The 15504-nt window shown below is 62.5% G+C and carries 17 protein-coding genes; 7 read left to right on the plus strand and 10 right to left on the minus strand.

What is annotated here, in order from left to right; translation table 11 throughout:
* Positions 1-72: 72 nt before the first annotated feature.
* The 3 genes from alr to dadA form a co-directional block, all read right to left on the minus strand.
* On the minus strand, positions 73-1146 hold the full coding sequence (gene alr / locus KHO53_RS09870; RefSeq protein WP_213570260.1) for an alanine racemase: 1074 nt from the start codon (positions 1144-1146) through the stop codon (positions 73-75).
* 97 nt (positions 1147-1243) lie between these two features.
* On the minus strand, positions 1244-1597 hold the full coding sequence (locus KHO53_RS09875; RefSeq protein ID WP_010225843.1) for a RidA family protein: 354 nt from the start codon (positions 1595-1597) through the stop codon (positions 1244-1246).
* Positions 1569-2870, minus strand: coding sequence for a D-amino acid dehydrogenase (dadA, locus tag KHO53_RS09880; RefSeq protein ID WP_010225845.1), 1302 nt, complete (start codon positions 2868-2870; stop codon positions 1569-1571). The genes KHO53_RS09875 and dadA overlap by 29 nt, the downstream gene beginning before the upstream one ends.
* A gap of 156 nt (positions 2871-3026) precedes the next feature.
* Between dadA and dadR the strand changes: the two genes are divergently transcribed.
* The gene (gene dadR / locus KHO53_RS09885) at positions 3027-3515 is read left to right on the plus strand and encodes a transcriptional regulator DadR (RefSeq protein ID WP_008366790.1); all 489 of its coding nucleotides are present in this window, start codon (positions 3027-3029) and stop codon (positions 3513-3515) included.
* A gap of 3 nt (positions 3516-3518) precedes the next feature.
* On the opposite strand, the gene KHO53_RS09890 is transcribed toward dadR, so the two are convergent.
* The gene (locus tag KHO53_RS09890; protein ID WP_010225850.1) at positions 3519-3872 is read right to left on the minus strand and encodes a YkgJ family cysteine cluster protein; all 354 of its coding nucleotides are present in this window, start codon (positions 3870-3872) and stop codon (positions 3519-3521) included.
* 114 nt (positions 3873-3986) lie between these two features.
* Between KHO53_RS09890 and KHO53_RS09895 the strand changes: the two genes are divergently transcribed.
* Positions 3987-5291: an NAD(P)/FAD-dependent oxidoreductase gene (locus tag KHO53_RS09895; protein WP_159389327.1), complete on the plus strand. Its 1305-nt coding sequence runs from the start codon at positions 3987-3989 to the stop codon at positions 5289-5291.
* Here the strand turns inward: KHO53_RS09895 and KHO53_RS09900 are convergent.
* Positions 5288-5518, minus strand: a complete 231-nt coding sequence (locus tag KHO53_RS09900) for a DUF1127 domain-containing protein (RefSeq protein WP_010225855.1) — start codon at positions 5516-5518, stop codon at positions 5288-5290. The genes KHO53_RS09895 and KHO53_RS09900 overlap by 4 nt on opposite strands.
* Before the next feature lie 178 nt (positions 5519-5696).
* Here KHO53_RS09900 and KHO53_RS09905 point away from each other — a divergent pair, with 178 nt between their 5' ends.
* A complete protein-coding gene (locus KHO53_RS09905) occupies positions 5697-7127 on the plus strand; it encodes an aminotransferase-like domain-containing protein (protein ID WP_036995226.1) in 1431 nt (476 codons plus the stop codon).
* 59 nt (positions 7128-7186) lie between these two features.
* Positions 7187-8743 (plus strand): phospholipase D family protein, encoded by a 1557-nt coding sequence (locus KHO53_RS09910; RefSeq protein ID WP_026001470.1) that lies wholly within the window; start codon positions 7187-7189, stop codon positions 8741-8743.
* On the opposite strand, the gene KHO53_RS09915 is transcribed toward KHO53_RS09910, so the two are convergent.
* Together KHO53_RS09915 and KHO53_RS09920 are read right to left on the minus strand one after the other, a co-directional pair.
* Positions 8740-9879: an MFS transporter gene (locus tag KHO53_RS09915; RefSeq protein WP_036995228.1), complete on the minus strand. Its 1140-nt coding sequence runs from the start codon at positions 9877-9879 to the stop codon at positions 8740-8742. The genes KHO53_RS09910 and KHO53_RS09915 overlap by 4 nt on opposite strands.
* A gap of 86 nt (positions 9880-9965) precedes the next feature.
* Positions 9966-11459 (minus strand): aldehyde dehydrogenase, encoded by a 1494-nt coding sequence (locus KHO53_RS09920; RefSeq protein WP_010225864.1) that lies wholly within the window; start codon positions 11457-11459, stop codon positions 9966-9968.
* Positions 11460-11656: 197 nt separating this feature from the next.
* Between KHO53_RS09920 and KHO53_RS09925 the strand changes: the two genes are divergently transcribed.
* A complete protein-coding gene (locus KHO53_RS09925) occupies positions 11657-12016 on the plus strand; it encodes a cupin domain-containing protein (protein WP_010225865.1) in 360 nt (119 codons plus the stop codon).
* A gap of 81 nt (positions 12017-12097) precedes the next feature.
* Positions 12098-12301 carry a hypothetical protein gene (locus KHO53_RS09930; protein WP_036995231.1) on the plus strand — a complete coding sequence of 68 codons (204 nt, stop codon included), beginning with the start codon at positions 12098-12100 and terminating at the stop codon, positions 12299-12301.
* 95 nt (positions 12302-12396) lie between these two features.
* Here the strand turns inward: KHO53_RS09930 and rpmG are convergent, their stop codons facing one another.
* A complete protein-coding gene (gene rpmG, locus KHO53_RS09935) occupies positions 12397-12552 on the minus strand; it encodes a 50S ribosomal protein L33 (RefSeq protein WP_010225867.1) in 156 nt (51 codons plus the stop codon).
* Positions 12553-12563: 11 nt separating this feature from the next.
* Positions 12564-12800, minus strand: a complete 237-nt coding sequence (gene rpmB / locus KHO53_RS09940) for a 50S ribosomal protein L28 (protein WP_010225868.1) — start codon at positions 12798-12800, stop codon at positions 12564-12566.
* Positions 12801-13162: 362 nt separating this feature from the next.
* On the opposite strand from rpmB, the gene KHO53_RS09945 reads away from it, so the two are divergent.
* Complete coding sequence (locus KHO53_RS09945; RefSeq protein WP_036995232.1) at positions 13163-14752, plus strand: ABC transporter substrate-binding protein; 1590 nt, start codon at positions 13163-13165, stop codon at positions 14750-14752.
* Here KHO53_RS09945 and radC read toward each other — a convergent pair.
* Positions 14749-15423 (minus strand): RadC family protein, encoded by a 675-nt coding sequence (gene radC, locus KHO53_RS09950; RefSeq protein WP_010225870.1) that lies wholly within the window; start codon positions 15421-15423, stop codon positions 14749-14751. The genes KHO53_RS09945 and radC overlap by 4 nt on opposite strands.
* Positions 15424-15504 lie beyond the last annotated feature (81 nt).

Consider the following 15504-nt stretch of genomic DNA (forward strand, 5'->3'; position numbering starts at 1 on the left):
ATTGAACGTTATCATCGCAACAGCGTTCAGTATTTACAACACTTCGACCCGCAGCCTGTCCGCTTTGGCGCTTTAATCGCCGCTGTAGTCCAGCGGTACGCGCTTGAGGTTGCAGAAAATCTGGTAGGGAATGTTGCCGGCATGCATGGCCACTTCGCTGGCCAGCACGTTTTTGCCCCACAGCTCCACCGGACTGCCGAGGCCCGCTTCCGGCACGTCGGTCAGGTCAATGCAGAGCATGTCCATCGACACCCGACCGATCAGTTGGGTGCGCTTGCCGGCCACCAGCACTGGTGTGCCGTTTGGCGCCTGGCGCGGATAGCCGTCGGCGTAACCCATGGCTACCACACCAACCCGGGTCGGCCGCGGGCTGACAAACTTGGCGCCATAACCTACAGGCTCACCGGCCGGTAGCTCACGGACGCTGATCACTCGCGATTGCACGGTCATCACCGGCTGCAGGCGCGCAGCTTCTGCCTGGGGTACGTCGAACGGCGTGGCACCGTACAGCATCAGGCCCGGGCGCACCCAGTCGCTGGGCATGTTCGGCCAACCGAGCACGGCCGGCGAGTTGCGCAGGCTGATCTCGGCGCTCAGGCCCTGGCGCGCAGCCTGGAACACCGCCAGCTGTTCGTTGCTGGCATCGCTGTCGAGTTCGTCGGCACGGGCGAAGTGGCTCATCAGCACGATGCGCGCAACCTTGCCGCTGGCCAGCAGGCGCTGGTACGCGGCCTGATAGTCCTTGGCATGCAGGCCAACGCGGTGCATGCCCGAGTCGAGCTTGAGCCAGACAGTGATCGGCTTGCTCAGGTGCGCCTGCTCGATGGCTTCCAGCTGCCACAGCGAATGCACCACGCACCACAGGTCGTGCTGGACGATCAGTTGCAGTTCGCTGGCTTCGAAAAAGCCTTCAAGCAGCAAGATCGGCGGCTTGATCCCGGCTGCACGCAACTCCAGCGCCTCTTCGATACAGGCCACGGCAAAACCATCGGCCTGCTGCTCCAGGGCCAGGGCGCAACGCACGGCACCGTGACCATAGGCATCGGCCTTGATCACGGCCAGGGCTTTGGCTCCGGTCAGTTCGCGGGCAAGTTGATAGTTGTGACGCAGGGCTTGAAGATCGATCAGGGCACGGGCAGGACGCATGACGGCAGCCTTCTGGGCAGTCTGGTTAGAAGTAAAAAACCCGGTGCTCAAAAGGCAACTGGTCGGCCGCCTGCGGCACCGGGCGAGGGATCGGGTGTTACGGCAGGGCGGCGACCACCGACAGCTCGATGAGGATTTCCGGTTCGCACAGCTTGGCTTCGACGGTGGCACGGGCCGGGGCGACGCCTTTTGGCAGCCACTTGTCCCACACCGCGTTCATGCCCTGAAAGTGCGCGTCGATGTCCTTGAGGTAGATGGTCACCGAGAGCAGGCGGCTCTTGTCGGTGCCGGCCAGGTCCAGCAGGCGCTCGATGTTGGCCAGGGTCTCGCGGGTCTGCTGCTCGATCCCGGCGTTCATGTCGTCACCCACCTGGCCCGCGAGGTACACGGTGCCGTTGTGGGTAACGATCTGGCTCATGCGCTCATTGGTGAGCTGGCGCTGGACTGACATGCTTGGCAGGCTCCTGGTGTTTTCCGTAGCGAGAGATATCGAGGCCTTCGGCACTGATTTGCGGCTTCTTGCGCGCAATCAGGTCGGCCAACAGGCGACCGGAACCGCAGGCCATGGTCCAGCCCAACGTACCGTGACCGGTGTTGAGGAACAGGTTGCGGAACGGCGTGGCTCCGACAATCGGCGTACCGTCCGGGGTGGTCGGGCGCAGGCCGGTCCAGAAACTGGCTTGGCTCAGGTCGCCGCCATGAGGATAAAGGTCGTTGACGATCATCTCCAGGGTTTCGCGTCGACGCGGGTTCAGCGACAGGTCAAAACCGGCGATTTCGGCCATGCCGCCAACGCGGATGCGGTTGTCGAAACGGGTGATCGCGACCTTGTAGGTTTCGTCGAGAATGGTCGAAGTCGGCGCCATCGCCGGGTCGGTGATCGGTACCGTCAGCGAATAGCCCTTGAGCGGGTAGACCGGGGCCTTGATGCCCAGCGGTTTGAGCAGCTGCGGCGAGTAGCTGCCCAGGGCCAGCACGTAGCGGTCGGCGGTTTCCAGCTTGCCATCGATCCACACGCCGTTGATGCGGTCTCCGGCGTAGTCCAGGCGCTGAATGTCCTGGCCAAAGCGGAATTCGACACCGAGCTTGATCGCCATTTCCGCCAGGCGGGTGGTGAACAGCTGGCAGTCGCCGGTCTGGTCGTTGGGCAGGCGCAGGGCACCGGCAAGAATGTCGGTGACGTTGGCCAGGGCCGGTTCGACGCGGGCGATGCCTTCGCGGTCGAGCACTTCGTACGGCACGCCGGACTGCTCGAGGACGGCAATGTCCTTGGCGGCGTTGTCCAGTTGCGCCTGGGTGCGGAACAGTTGCGTGGTACCGAGGGTACGGCCTTCGTAGGCAATGCCGGTTTCGGCACGCAACTCGTCGAGGCAGTCACGGCTGTACTCGGACAGGCGCACCATGCGCTCCTTGTTCACCGCATAACGGCTGGCGGTGCAGTTGCGCAGCATTTGCGCCATCCACAGGTACTGGTCGATGTCGGCGGTGGCCTTGATGGCCAGGGGCGCGTGACGCTCCAGCAGCCACTTGATGGCTTTGAGCGGCACACCCGGGGCCGCCCAGGGCGAAGCGTAACCAGGCGAGACCTGGCCGGCATTGGCAAAGCTGGTTTCCATGGCGACTGCCGGTTGGCGGTCGACCACGACGACTTCAAACCCTTGCCGTGCCAGATAGTAGGCACTGGCGGTTCCGATCACACCGCTACCAAGCACCAGAACTCGCATGTTTAATACCCTCGACGCAGCGTACCGCTGACATTTGTTGTTAATGGCATAGATGCGCGCAGTATAGGAAGGTATGACCAGTGCTTTTCACTATATAAAAGCCTATATTTGGCGAGAATTCTCGGCAAGGTTGGCTTTTACGGAGGGGCATCCACTATGAGAACCCAGCACCAAAGCAAACGTGAACTGGACAAGATCGACCGCAATATCCTGCGCATCCTGCAGGCAGATGGGCGCATCTCGTTTACTGAACTGGGCGAAAAGGTCGGCCTGTCGACCACCCCCTGCACCGAGCGGGTCCGGCGCCTGGAGCGCGAAGGGATCATCATGGGCTACAACGCCCGGCTCAACCCGCAGCACCTGAAGGGCAGCCTGCTGGTGTTCGTCGAAATCAGCCTCGACTACAAGTCAGGCGACACCTTCGAGGAATTCCGACGTGCCGTGCTGAAGTTGCCGCACGTGCTCGAGTGCCACCTGGTCTCCGGCGACTTCGATTACCTGGTCAAGGCGCGGATTTCCGAGATGGCTTCCTACCGCAAGCTGCTTGGCGACATCCTGCTCAAGCTGCCGCACGTGCGCGAGTCGAAGAGCTACATCGTCATGGAAGAGGTGAAGGAAAGCCTCAACCTGCCGATTCCGGACTGAGGCTCAGACCAGCACCTGCCGGGTGCTGGCGATGTACTGGTGCACCAGCTTTTCGGCGTGTGGGTCGATCATCTCGGCCGGGGCCCGGCCATTGGGGCATGGCAGCTTGGGAGTGGTACCGAACAAGCGGCAGATCAGCGGCCGCTCTTCGTACACGGTGCAGCCGTTGGGGCCCAGGTGCACGCAGTTCAGTTCCGCCAGTGCGGCTTCCTGCTCGGCGGCGCTCTTGCGCGGCAGGCGGGCCATTTCTTCCGACGAAGTGGTTACCGGCCCGCAGCAGTCGTGACAGCCCGGCACGCATTCAAAGGATGGGATCTGCTCGCGCAGGAAGCGGATCTTGTGGCTGTTGCAACTCATGGCGGCCTGCGGCAAAGAAGGGTGGCGCACTATTTTGCCCTACGGTTGCCCACCCCTGAAAGTGCAGCTTATCCTGCGTAAAATTTTCCAAACACTCAGAACCAGGACATCGCCATGAACGCCGGCGTTCAGCAGCCCGCCTCGCACACCGCTTCCTACTACGCTGCCAGCAGCGCCCCACAGGCGAATTATCCACAGCTGCAGGGCGAACTGAGCTGTGACATCTGCGTGGTGGGCGGTGGTTTTTCCGGGCTGAACACGGCGATCGAACTGGCCGAGCGCGGCCTCAACGTGATCCTGCTGGAAGCTCGCAAGATCGGCTGGGGCGCCAGCGGGCGCAATGGCGGGCAACTGATTCGTGGCGTCGGCCACGGCCTTGAACAGTTCACCCCGATCATCGGTTGTGATGGCGTGCGCGAGCTCAAGCTGATGGGCCTGGAAGCCGTGGACATCGTCCGCGAGCGAATCGAACGCCACAGCATCGACTGCGACCTGACCTGGGGTTACTGCGACCTGGCCAACAAACCCCGCGACCTGGAGGGGTTCGCCGAGGATGCCGAAGCGCTGCGCAGTCTCGGCTATCGCCACGAGTTGCGCCTGGTGCAGCCTGAGCAGATGCACAGCGTGGTCGGCTCGGACCGCTACGTCGGCGGCCTGATCGATATGGGCTCCGGGCATCTGCACCCGCTCAACCTGGCACTGGGCGAAGCGGTCGTCGCCAGCAAGCTGGGCGTGCGCCTGTTCGAGCAATCCGCAGTGACCCGCATCGATTATGGCCCGCAGGTACGCGTACATACTGCACAAGGCTCGGTGCTCGCCAGCACCCTGGTGCTCGGCTGCAATGCCTACCTGAACGACCTGAATGCCGAGCTTGGCGGCAAGGTGCTGCCCGCCGGTAGCTACATCATCGCCACCGAACCCCTGAGCGAGGCCCGGGCCAGCCAGTTGCTGCCGCAAAACATGGCCGTGTGCGACCAGCGCGTGGCCCTGGACTACTACCGCTTGTCCGCCGATCGGCGGCTGTTGTTCGGTGGCGCCTGCCATTATTCCGGGCGCGACCCGAAAGATATCGCCGCCTACATGCGGCCGAAAATGCTCAAGGTATTCCCACAGCTCGCTGATGTGCGTATCGACTATCAATGGGGCGGAATGATCGGCATCGGCGCCAACCGCTTGCCACAGATCGGCCGCCTGCCCGACCAGCCCAACGTGTACTTCGCCCAGGCCTATTCCGGTCATGGCTTGAATGCCACTCACCTGGCCGGCAGGCTGCTCGGTGAAGCCATCAGCGGCCAGCATGGCGGGCGCTTCGACCTGTTCGCCCGGGTACCGCACATCACCTTCCCGGGCGGCAAGCACCTGCGCTCGCCGCTGCTGGCCCTGGGCATGCTCTGGCACCGCATGAAAGAGCTGGTCTAGGCACGCCAGAAAGGTTTCAAACCTTCTTCGCGCGCCTGCTCCGGGGTCAGGCCGACGTCGCGCAGTTGCGCTGCGTCCAGTTCCAGCAGCGCCCTGCGGGTATGCCAGCGATGGATCATCAGGCCCCAGCGACTGAGGCCGGTGGGCGCACTGAACAGCTGGGCGCGCTGCTCACGGCTCAGTTCTTCGGCATACAGTTTCAGGCGCACATCGCTCATGCCGCTCATTGCTTGTTACCTCCAGGGTGTGTGAACCGTGGAACAAGCATGCGCGTCAGTGCAAGACCATTACAGATCCAAAGACTGACTATTACTTCCATACAGAATTGGCACATTTCCTACTGAATGCTGTATTTTTTCCTCATCTGTATTGGTCATTTGCTGTAGCCGTCTTCCGGAGTATGCCATGACGCTGTACATCAACCTCGCCGAGCTGCTCGGCGCTCGCATCGAACAAGGCCTGTACCGCCCCGGCGATCGCTTGCCGTCGGTGCGCGCCCTGAGCATCGAGCATGGGGTCAGCCTGAGCACCGTGCAGCAGGCCTACCGCCTCCTGGAAGACAACGGCCTCGCTGCGCCGCGGCCCAAGTCTGGCTACTTCGTCCCCAATAACCGCAGCCTGCCTGCCCTGCCCGCTGTCAGCCGCCCAGCCCAGCGCCCGGTGGACATTTCCCAGTGGGAGCAGGTCATCGAGCTGATCCGCAGCGTACCGAGCAAGGACGTGGTTCAACTGGGCCGTGGCATGCCCGACATTACCAGCCCGACCCTCAAACCGCTGCTACGCAGCCTGGCCCAGCTTAGCCGTCGTCAGGACATGCCCGGCCTGTATTACGACACCATCTGCGGCACCCTGGCCCTGCGCGAGCAGATCGCCCGGCTGATGCTCGATTCCGGCTGCACGGTCAGCCCGGCCGACCTCGTGGTCACCACCGGCTGCCATGAGGCGCTATCCACCAGCATCCGCGCAGTGTGCCAACCCGGCGATATCGTGGCGGTGGATTCGCCCAGCTTTCATGGCGCCATGCAAACCCTCAAGGGTCTGGGCATGAAAGCCCTGGAAATCCCCACCGACCCCCTCACCGGGATCAGCCTCGAAGCCCTGGAACTGGCCCTGGAACAATGGCCGATCAAGCTCATCCAGATCACCCCGAACTGCAACAACCCGCTCGGCTACATCATGCCCGAGGCGCGCAAGAAGGCGTTGCTGACCCTGGCGCAACGCTTCGATGTAGCGATCCTCGAAGACGATGTGTATGGCGACCTTGCCTACACCTACCCCAGACCGCGAACCATCAAGTCCTTCGACGAGGACGGCCGGGTGCTGCTGTGCAGCTCCTTCTCCAAGACACTCGCTCCGGGCCTGCGCATTGGCTGGGCAGCCCCCGGCCGCTACCTGGAACGGGTGCTGCACATGAAGTACATCAGCACCGGCTGCACGGCGACCCAGCCACAACTGGCGATCGCCGACTTCATCGAAGGCGGCCACTACCAGCCGCACCTGCGGCGCATGCGCAGCCAGTATCAGCGTGGCCGCGACCAGATGAGCGACTGGGTGGCCCGTTACTTTCCACCAGGCACCCGCGCCAGCCGGCCCCAGGGCGGCTTCATGCTCTGGGTGGAATTGCCGGAAAGTTTCGACACGCTGCGCCTGAACCGGGCTTTACTTGGGCAGGGAGTGCAGATTGCCGTCGGCAGTATCTTCTCGGCCTCGGGCAAGTACCGTAATTGCCTGCGCATGAACTTTGCCGCACGCCCCTGCACCGAGATCGAAGCGGCAGTGCGCAAGGTTGGCGAGACCGCCATTCGTCTACTGGCCCAGGAACACAGTGACGGGTAACTTTTCACCGCCGCTCGCGGTCCATATCCATACGCCCAGTTGTAACAGGACGAATTTTCTTGAGAAGCCAGCGAGTGCTGCCACTACTGCTGTCGCTATTGCTCGGCCTGAATGGCTGCGCCAGTGTCAGCCAGCCACGGGAAGTCAGCCAGGCCCTACCGGCCAGCGACTCGGCATTCGGCCGCTCAGTACAGCGCCAGGCCTCGGCCTACGACGGGCGCTCCGGGTTTCGCCTGCTGCCCAACAGCAATGAAGCCTTCCGCGCCCGCGCCGAACTGATCCGCAACGCCCAATCGAGCATCGACCTGCAGTACTACATCGTCCATGACGGCCTCAGCACGCGTGCCCTGGTGCATGAGTTGCTACAAGCGGCCGACCGCGGTGTACGGGTGCGCATCCTGCTCGATGACACCACCAGTGACGGCCTCGACGAATTGATGGGCACCCTGGCTGCACATCCGAACATCCAGATACGTGTATTCAACCCCTTGCACCTGGGCCGCAGCACTGGCGCAACCCGGGCCATGGGCCGCCTGTTCAACCTGTCGTTGCAGCATCGGCGCATGCACAACAAGCTGTGGCTGGTGGACAACAGCATGGCCATCGTCGGCGGGCGCAACCTGGGCGATGAGTATTTCGATGCCGAACCCAACCTGAACTTCACCGACATCGACCTGCTCGGCGTCGGCCCAGTGGCCGAACAGCTGGGGCATAGCTTCGATCAGTACTGGAACAGTGCCCTGAGCAAGCCGATCGGCGACTTCCTGCTCAGCCATCCCGACGCTGGCGACCTACGTGACAGCCGCCAACGCCTGGAGGCTTCACTGGCCGAGGCGCGGATCAAACGCAAGGCCCAGTACGAGCGGCTGATGGCCTATCAGACTCGACCGCGCCTGGATGTCTGGCGCAACGAGCTGATCTGGGCCCACAACCAGGCGCTCTGGGACGCGCCAAGCAAGGTCCTGGCCCGCGATGAGCCCGACCCGCAGCTGCTGATGACTCAACAGTTGGCGCCTGACCTGAACAATGTGCAGCATGAGTTGATCCTGGTCTCGGCCTACTTCGTGCCCCGCGAGTCAGGCCTGCTGTACCTGACCAGCCGCGCCGACAACGGCGTCTCGGTCAAGCTGCTGACCAACTCCCTGGAAGCGACCGATGTGCCCGCCGTGCATGGTGGCTACGCACCGTATCGCAAGGCGCTGCTCGAGCACGGTGTCCATCTGTACGAATTGCGCCGCCAGCCTGGCGAGCCGAGCTCACGTCGGGCCATGCGCTTTCATAGCAGCTCCGACTCCAGCCTGCACAGCAAGGCTATCGTCTTCGATCGCAAAAAGACCTTCATCGGTTCATTCAACTTCGATCCCCGCTCGCTGCTGTGGAACACCGAAGTCGGGGTGCTGGTCGACAGCCCGGAGCTGGCCGAGTACACCCGCGAGCTGGCGGCCCAGGGCATGGCCCCGGCCCTCAGCTATCAGCTGCAACTGATCGACGGCCAATTGGTCTGGGTTACCGAAGACAATCATCGCCTGCACACCCTGACCACCGAGCCCGGCGGGCTGTGGCGGCGCTTCAACGCCTGGATCAGCAAGGCCGTGGGCCTGGAGAAGATGCTCTAGACCGGCGCCGGCTCGAAGGCGTCGGGGCGCCTTGCCAGCAGCACCAGACCGAATGCCCCTGCCGCCATGAACAGCGGCAGCGCATGGCCACTGATCCACTGGCTGCCCGCCCCTGCCGCCAGCGGCCCGATCAGGCAGCCGATGCCCCACAGCTGCGCAACGTGGGCATTGGCGCGTACCAGTGCATCATCGCGGTAACGCTCGCCGATCAGCACCAGCGACAAGGTGAACAGGCCACCGGCACTGGCGCCGAACAGCACCCACAGCGGCCAGATCAACGGCGTTTGCAGCAGCAACGGTATCGCCAGGCTGGAGCCCAGTAGCATCACCGCACAGCCGCTGAACAGCGTACGCCTGGACATACGGTCGGCCAGCGCGCCAATCGGTAGCTGCAGCAGCGCATCACCGACCACGACGGTGCTGACCATGAACAGGGCGATTTCCGTGGTGAAGCCTTGCTGCAGGCAGTAGACCGGCAGCAAGGTCAGAATCATGGCCTCGAAGGCAGCAAACAGCGCGATGGCCCAGGCAATCACCGGCAGGCGCCGGCAGAAGCCGAACAGATCAGTAAAGGTCACGCTGCAGGACTCGGCACTGGGTGCACCATCGCGGCCGAGCAGCACCAGCGGCGCGGCAATCAGCAGGCCGGCTCCGATCCAGAAACCCAGGTCATCTTCCGAGCCCACCACGCCGAGCAACAACGGCCCGGCCAGCTGACTCAAGGCATAGCTGCTGCCGTATAGCGCCACCAGACGTCCGCGCCACTGCTCGACCACCAGTTGGTTGATCCAGCTTTCACCAAGGATGAAGACGATGGTGAGGATCACCCCGATCAGCAAACGCAGGGCCAGCCACAACGGATAGCTGGGCAGCAGTGCCAGCAAACCAATGGAAAACGCCCCGGCCCACAGGCACAAGCGCATCAACCCCGGCGTACCGAAGCGTGCGGCCAGACGGCTGGACAGACTGGCACCGACCAGCACGCCGATGGCCGGCATCGCCGCCATCACGCCAATGGCAAAACTGCCGTAGCCCCAGCCTTCCAGGCGCAACGACACCAGCGGCATGCTGACGCCCAAGGCCAGGCCGACACTGAGCACGGCCGCCAGCACGGCGAAATAGGTTCCCCAGCGCACGCTGTCTTCCTCCAGAAACAATCGCGGGACAAGCCCGCTCCCACACTGTGGGAGCGGGCTTGTCCCGCGATAAGGGCACCCAGGACTTACAGTTTGATCCAGGTGGCTTTCAGCTCGGTGTACTTGTCCAGCGCATGCAGCGACTTGTCGCGGCCGTTGCCCGACTGCTTGAAGCCGCCGAACGGTGCGGTCATGTCGCCGCCATCGTACTGGTTGACCCACACGCTGCCGGCGCGCAGGGCCTTGGCGGTCAGGTGCGCCTTGGAGATGTCAGCGGTCCACACACCGGCAGCCAGGCCGTACGGGGTGTCGTTGGCGATGTTGATCGCCTCCTCGACGCTGTCGAAGGTAATGACCGACAGTACCGGGCCGAAGATCTCTTCCTGGGCGATTTTCATGGCGTTGCTGACGCCGTCGAAAATCGTCGGCTCGACGTAGGTGCCACCGGTTTCCTCGAGGATCCGCTTGCCGCCCACCAGCAGCTTGGCGCCATCGCTGTGGCCGGCTTCGATGTAGGACAGCACAGTGTTCATCTGCTGGGTATCGACCAGGGCACCCACGGTGGTGGCTGGGTCCAGTGGGTTGCCCGGCTTCCAGGCCTTGAGCGCTTCAAGCACCAACGGCAGGAACTTGTCCTTGATCGAGCGCTCGACCAGCAGGCGCGAACCTGCGGTGCAGACTTCGCCCTGGTTGAAGGCGATGGCGCTGGCGGCAGCTTCGGCGGCGGCGTTGAGGTCCGGAGCGTCGGCGAAGACGATGTTCGGGCTCTTGCCACCGGCTTCAAGCCAGACCCGCTTCATGTTCGACTCACCGGCATAGATCATCAGCTGCTTGGCGATCTTGGTCGAACCGGTGAACACCAGAGTATCGACATCCATGTGCAGGGCCAGGGCCTTGCCGACGGTGTGGCCATAACCTGGCAGCACGTTGAGCACACCGGCCGGGATACCGGCCTCGATCGCCAGCTGGGCGATGCGGATGGCGGTCAGTGGCGATTTTTCCGAAGGCTTGAGCACCACCGAGTTACCGGTGGCCAGGGCCGGGCCGAGTTTCCAGCAGGCCATCAGCAGCGGGAAGTTCCACGGCACGATGGCGGCAACTACACCCACCGGCTCGCGCGTCACCAGACCCAGTTGATTGTGCGGGGTGGCGGCGACTTCGTCGTAGATCTTGTCGATCGCTTCACCGTTCCAGCTCAAGGCCTGGGCGGCACCCGGTACGTCGATGTTCAGCGAGTCGCTGATTGGCTTACCCATGTCCAGGGTTTCCAGCAGGGCCAGCTCTTCGACGTTCTTCTTGAGCAGGCCGGCAAAACGAATCATGGTGGCCTTGCGTTTGGCCGGAGCCAGGCGCGACCAGACGCCAGAGGCAAACGTGGCGCGGGCATTTTCTACCGCGCGCTTGGCATCGGCCTCGTCGCAGCTGGCGATCTGCGCCAGGAGGCGTCCGTCGACCGGGCTGAGGCACTCGAACGTGGCGCCGGAAACGGCCGCGGTGTATTCACCATTGATGAAGGCACGGCCTTCGATCTTCAATTGCTGGGCACGCTGTTCCCAGTCCGCACGAGTCAGGGTGGTCATACGAAACTCCTCCTCTTGTTAAGGTGCAGTGCCGCACGAGGGCTTGGGGGCACTGGCGAAAATTCTGGCTGGGCGACACAGGCGCACAGGCACCTGTCACCCTAAACCACCGGCACCCTAATTTTCAATATATTTGACATAATCACATCAAACACCTACTGATGTTCATTTTATTAAACAACAAAAGGGGCCCGACCATGAGCATTAACCAAATCATCGACTTTGCCCAGGTGCTGACCGAGGCGGAACGCTACCGCCCTGCGGCGGAAAAGGTACTCAAGGGCGACCCCGAGCAGGCGGTCTTCAACCATTACTCCAGCCCCTGCGCACAGTTTCATGCAGGCGTCTGGGAAGGGGCGGTCGGGCAGTGGACCGTCAATTACACCGAACACGAGTATTGCGAAATCGTACAAGGGGTATCGGTGCTGCGTGATGAGGCGGGCGAGGCGAAAACCCTGCGCGCTGGCGACCGCTTCGTGATTCCGGCGGGCTTCAAGGGCACCTGGGAAGTGCTGGAGCCGTGCCGCAAGATCTATGTGATGTTCGAGCAAAAATAGATAACTACCGCTCGAGCAGGGCTTGCCCAACAGAGCATGGCGTTGCCCAACCGGGCATTCAATCACGAAGGAAGCAACGTCATGACCAATGAAGAAGCCCTGCAACAGATCGATCACCTTATCGGTAGCCGCTATGTGACCAGCGTCAAGGCCTACGTCAGCGAGCTGACCGGTCGTGACCGCGTCGTCGGCATCGATGAACGCTCGACTCGCGAGTATGATCCAGAGCGGATTCAGATCGAGGGGGATGCGGACGGCAGGATTAAAGCGTTCGCCTTCAACTGATCGACGGCCGGGTTTAGGCCCGGGTGCAGAAAAAGCAGCATAAAAAAAGGGCCCGTATCCAGAGATACGGGCCCTTTTTTCGTCAGCCGGATCAATTACTTGATCTTGGCTTCCTTGTAGATCACGTGCTTGCGAACAACCGGATCGAATTTTTTGATTTCGATTTTGTCCGGAGTGGTGCGCTTGTTCTTGTCGGTGGTGTAGAAGTGGCCGGTATTAGCGGTCGACACCAGACGGATCAATTCACGCATGATTCTCTCCCTTAGACCTTAGCGCCGTTACGGCGAATGTCGACCAGAACGGCATCAATGCCGCGCTTGTCGATGATGCGCATGCCTTTGGCAGATACGCGCAGACGCACGAAACGCTTCTCGGACTCGACCCAGAAGCGATGATGCTGCAGGTTCGGCAGGAAACGACGACGGGTTTTGTTGTTTGCGTGGGAAATGTTATTCCCGGTTACCGGACCCTTACCGGTAACTTGACAGACTCTCGACATGCCTCAGCCCTCTAAAACCACATGCCCAACCCGGCATGGGTTGGCCGCTTAATCTCTCAGTCTTTGGCGCCAGGCGCCGTGTTTCTTCAGGGTCTTATCGACTCGGTCAGCAGATGCGACAAGCCGAGCCCCTAGAAAAGAGCGCTGCTTTATACCAGAAAGACCAGAGCACAACAACAGAAGATGTGCTTTGACTTGCTGTTCGACACGCCGGAGCAGCATAACCACTGGCCCGGCAAGCTGTCGACCGCTCGTCGCTCGATCGGCAAAAAAGGATATGGTCATTTGCGCCCCAGCGCACTAGGGTAGGACTTTTCCAGACTGCACTGGCAGATGGGCCACCGATCAGCCAAGGAATCCCCATGCGCGCTGCCGTTCTACCCCTGTTGTTCGCCACCCTGCTCGGCCCGGCTTTCGCCCAGGCGGCTGCGCTGAGCGTGTGCACCGAAGCCAGCCCCGAAGGCTTTGACGTGGTCCAGTACAACTCGCTGAGTACCACCAATGCCTCGGCCGACGTGCTGATGAACCGCCTGGTCGAGTTCGACGCGCGCCAGGGCCAGGTAGTGCCGAGCCTGGCCGAAAGCTGGACGGTATCGCCGGACGGCCTTATCTACGAGTTCAAGCTGCGTCCGGGGGTGAAATTCCACAGTACCGGCTACTTCAAGCCCAATCGCACGCTGGACGCCGACGACGTGCTGTTCAGCTTCCAGCGCATGCTCTACCCCGCCCATTCCTGGCACAAGATCGCCCAGAACGGTTACCCGCACGCCCAATCGTTGCAACTGCCAAGCCTGATCAAGCAGATCGAGGCCCCAGACCCGCTGACCGTGCGCTTTACCCTCGACCACCCCGACGCCACTTTCCTGGCCACGCTGAGCATGGGCTTTGCTTCGATCTACTCCGCCGAGTACGCCGACCAACTGCTCAAGGCCGGCACTCCGGAGAAGCTCAACAGCCAGCCAATCGGCACCGGGCCGTTCGTCTTCAATCGCTTTCAGAAGGATGCCGTGATCCGCTACCGGGCAAACGCTGATTACTTTGCCGGCAAACCGGGTGTCGACCCGTTGATCTTCGCCATCACCCCCGACGCCAACGTGCGCCTGCAAAAACTCAAGCGCAACGAGTGCCAGATCGCCCTGTCGCCAAAACCGCTGGATATCGCCGCGGCCAGCGAGGATCCGACCCTGAAGGTAGAAAAGACCGAAGCCTTCATGACCGCGTTCGTCGCCATCAATAGCCAGCATGCACCACTGGACAAGCCGGAGGTACGCCAGGCCATCAACCTCGCGTTCGACAAGACCAGCTACCTCAAGGCGGTGTTCGAAGACACCGCGGTGGCTGCCAATGGCCCCTACCCGCCCAATACCTGGAGCTACGCCAAGGACCTGCCCGGCTATCCGGCCAACCTCGACAAAGCCCGGGCACTGTTGGCCAAGGCCGGCCTCAAGGACGGCTTCAGCACCACCATCTGGACCCGCCCGCAAGGCAGCCTGCTCAATCCCAACCCGAGCCTGGGCGCACAATTGCTGCAGGCGGACCTGGGCAAGATCGGCATCAAGGCCGAGATCCGCGTGATTGAATGGGGTGAGCTTATTCGCCGGGCCAAGGCGGGTGAGCATGACTTGCTGTTCATGGGCTGGGCCGGGGATAACGGCGACCCGGACAACTTCCTCAGCCCGCAGTTTTCCTGCGCGGCGGTCAAGTCCGGCACCAACTTCGCACGCTTTTGCGACCAGCGCCTCGATCAGTTGATCAGCGCCGGCAAGACCACCAACGACCAGAGCGTGCGCAGCCGCCTGTACCAACAGGCGCAGACGCTGATTCAGCAACAGGCCTTGTGGCTGCCCCTGGCCCACCCGACCGCCGCCGTGCTGGCGCGCAAGGATGTCCAGGGTTACCAGGTCAGCCCGTTCGGTCGCCAGGACTTCGCCGGGGTCAGCACCTCGCGCTAGAGCCAGCCGTGCTCGGCCATCGACAGCGGCTCGCCGTCGCCGATGACGAAGTGGTCGAGCACGCGCACTTCGATCATGTCCAGCGCCTTGGTTAGGCGCCGGGTCAGGACCAGGTCGGCATCGCTAGGCTCGCTCACGCCTGAAGGATGGTTGTGGCAGAGGATCAACGCCGCGGCGTTATGTGCCAGGGCGCGCTTGATCACCTGCCGGGGATAGACGCTGGCGCTGTTGATCGAGCCCTGAAACAACGCCTCGAAGGCCAGCACCCGGTGCTTGCTGTCGAGAAACAGGCAACCGAAAACCTCATGCGGCTCGTGGCGCAGGCGCGCCTTGAGGTAGTCCTTGACCGCCTGGGGGCTCTGCAGGGCTGAATCGCGCCGCAGGCCCTCGGCCAGGTGGCGCCGGGACATTTCCAGCACGGCCTGCAATTGGGCGAACTTTGCCGGGCCCAGGCCGAGCTCGCCATTGAAGCTGCGGCTGTCTGCCTCCAGCAGCCCGCGCAGGCTGCCGAAGCGCCCGAGCAGATGCCTGGCAAGGTCGACCGCGCTACGCCCACGCACTCCGGTGCGCAAAAAAATCGCCAGCAGCTCGGCATCCGACAGGTTGCCCGCCCCCGACTCCAGCAGTTTTTCCCGCGGCCGCTCCGCCGCAGGCCAATCCCTGATACTCATGACAATTCCCTCTGTCTTTCGGTTACTGCTCCCGGTTTGAGCCCTGTGCTACATTAGCCGCTCATTTTTACGCGACGAACC

It is taken from the genome of Pseudomonas sp. RC2C2 (genome assembly GCF_018390435.1).
In the GTDB taxonomy this organism is placed as follows: domain Bacteria; phylum Pseudomonadota; class Gammaproteobacteria; order Pseudomonadales; family Pseudomonadaceae; genus Aquipseudomonas; species Aquipseudomonas donghuensis.

Bases quoted from the DNA above. Each gene is read 5' to 3' on its own strand.
- KHO53_RS09920 (WP_010225864.1), bottom strand. From the start codon at position 11,459: ATGACCACCCTGACTCGTGCGGACTGGGAACAGCGTGCCCAGCAATTG.
- KHO53_RS09895 (WP_159389327.1), top strand. From the start codon at position 3,987: ATGAACGCCGGCGTTCAGCAGCCCGCCTCGCACACCGCTTCCTACTAC.
- KHO53_RS09875 (WP_010225843.1), bottom strand. From the start codon at position 1,597: ATGTCAGTCCAGCGCCAGCTCACCAATGAGCGCATGAGCCAGATCGTT.
- KHO53_RS09945 (WP_036995232.1), top strand. From the start codon at position 13,163: ATGCGCGCTGCCGTTCTACCCCTGTTGTTCGCCACCCTGCTCGGCCCG.
- KHO53_RS09900 (WP_010225855.1), bottom strand. From the start codon at position 5,518: ATGAGCGGCATGAGCGATGTGCGCCTGAAACTGTATGCCGAAGAACTG.
- alr (WP_213570260.1), bottom strand. From the start codon at position 1,146: ATGCGTCCTGCCCGTGCCCTGATCGATCTTCAAGCCCTGCGTCACAAC.
- KHO53_RS09905 (WP_036995226.1), top strand. From the start codon at position 5,697: ATGACGCTGTACATCAACCTCGCCGAGCTGCTCGGCGCTCGCATCGAA.
- dadA (WP_010225845.1), bottom strand. From the start codon at position 2,870: ATGCGAGTTCTGGTGCTTGGTAGCGGTGTGATCGGAACCGCCAGTGCC.
- rpmG (WP_010225867.1), bottom strand. From the start codon at position 12,552: ATGCGTGAATTGATCCGTCTGGTGTCGACCGCTAATACCGGCCACTTC.
- radC (WP_010225870.1), bottom strand. From the start codon at position 15,423: ATGAGTATCAGGGATTGGCCTGCGGCGGAGCGGCCGCGGGAAAAACTG.
- rpmB (WP_010225868.1), bottom strand. From the start codon at position 12,800: ATGTCGAGAGTCTGTCAAGTTACCGGTAAGGGTCCGGTAACCGGGAAT.
- dadR (WP_008366790.1), top strand. From the start codon at position 3,027: ATGAGAACCCAGCACCAAAGCAAACGTGAACTGGACAAGATCGACCGC.
- KHO53_RS09930 (WP_036995231.1), top strand. From the start codon at position 12,098: ATGACCAATGAAGAAGCCCTGCAACAGATCGATCACCTTATCGGTAGC.
- KHO53_RS09925 (WP_010225865.1), top strand. From the start codon at position 11,657: ATGAGCATTAACCAAATCATCGACTTTGCCCAGGTGCTGACCGAGGCG.
- KHO53_RS09890 (WP_010225850.1), bottom strand. From the start codon at position 3,872: ATGAGTTGCAACAGCCACAAGATCCGCTTCCTGCGCGAGCAGATCCCA.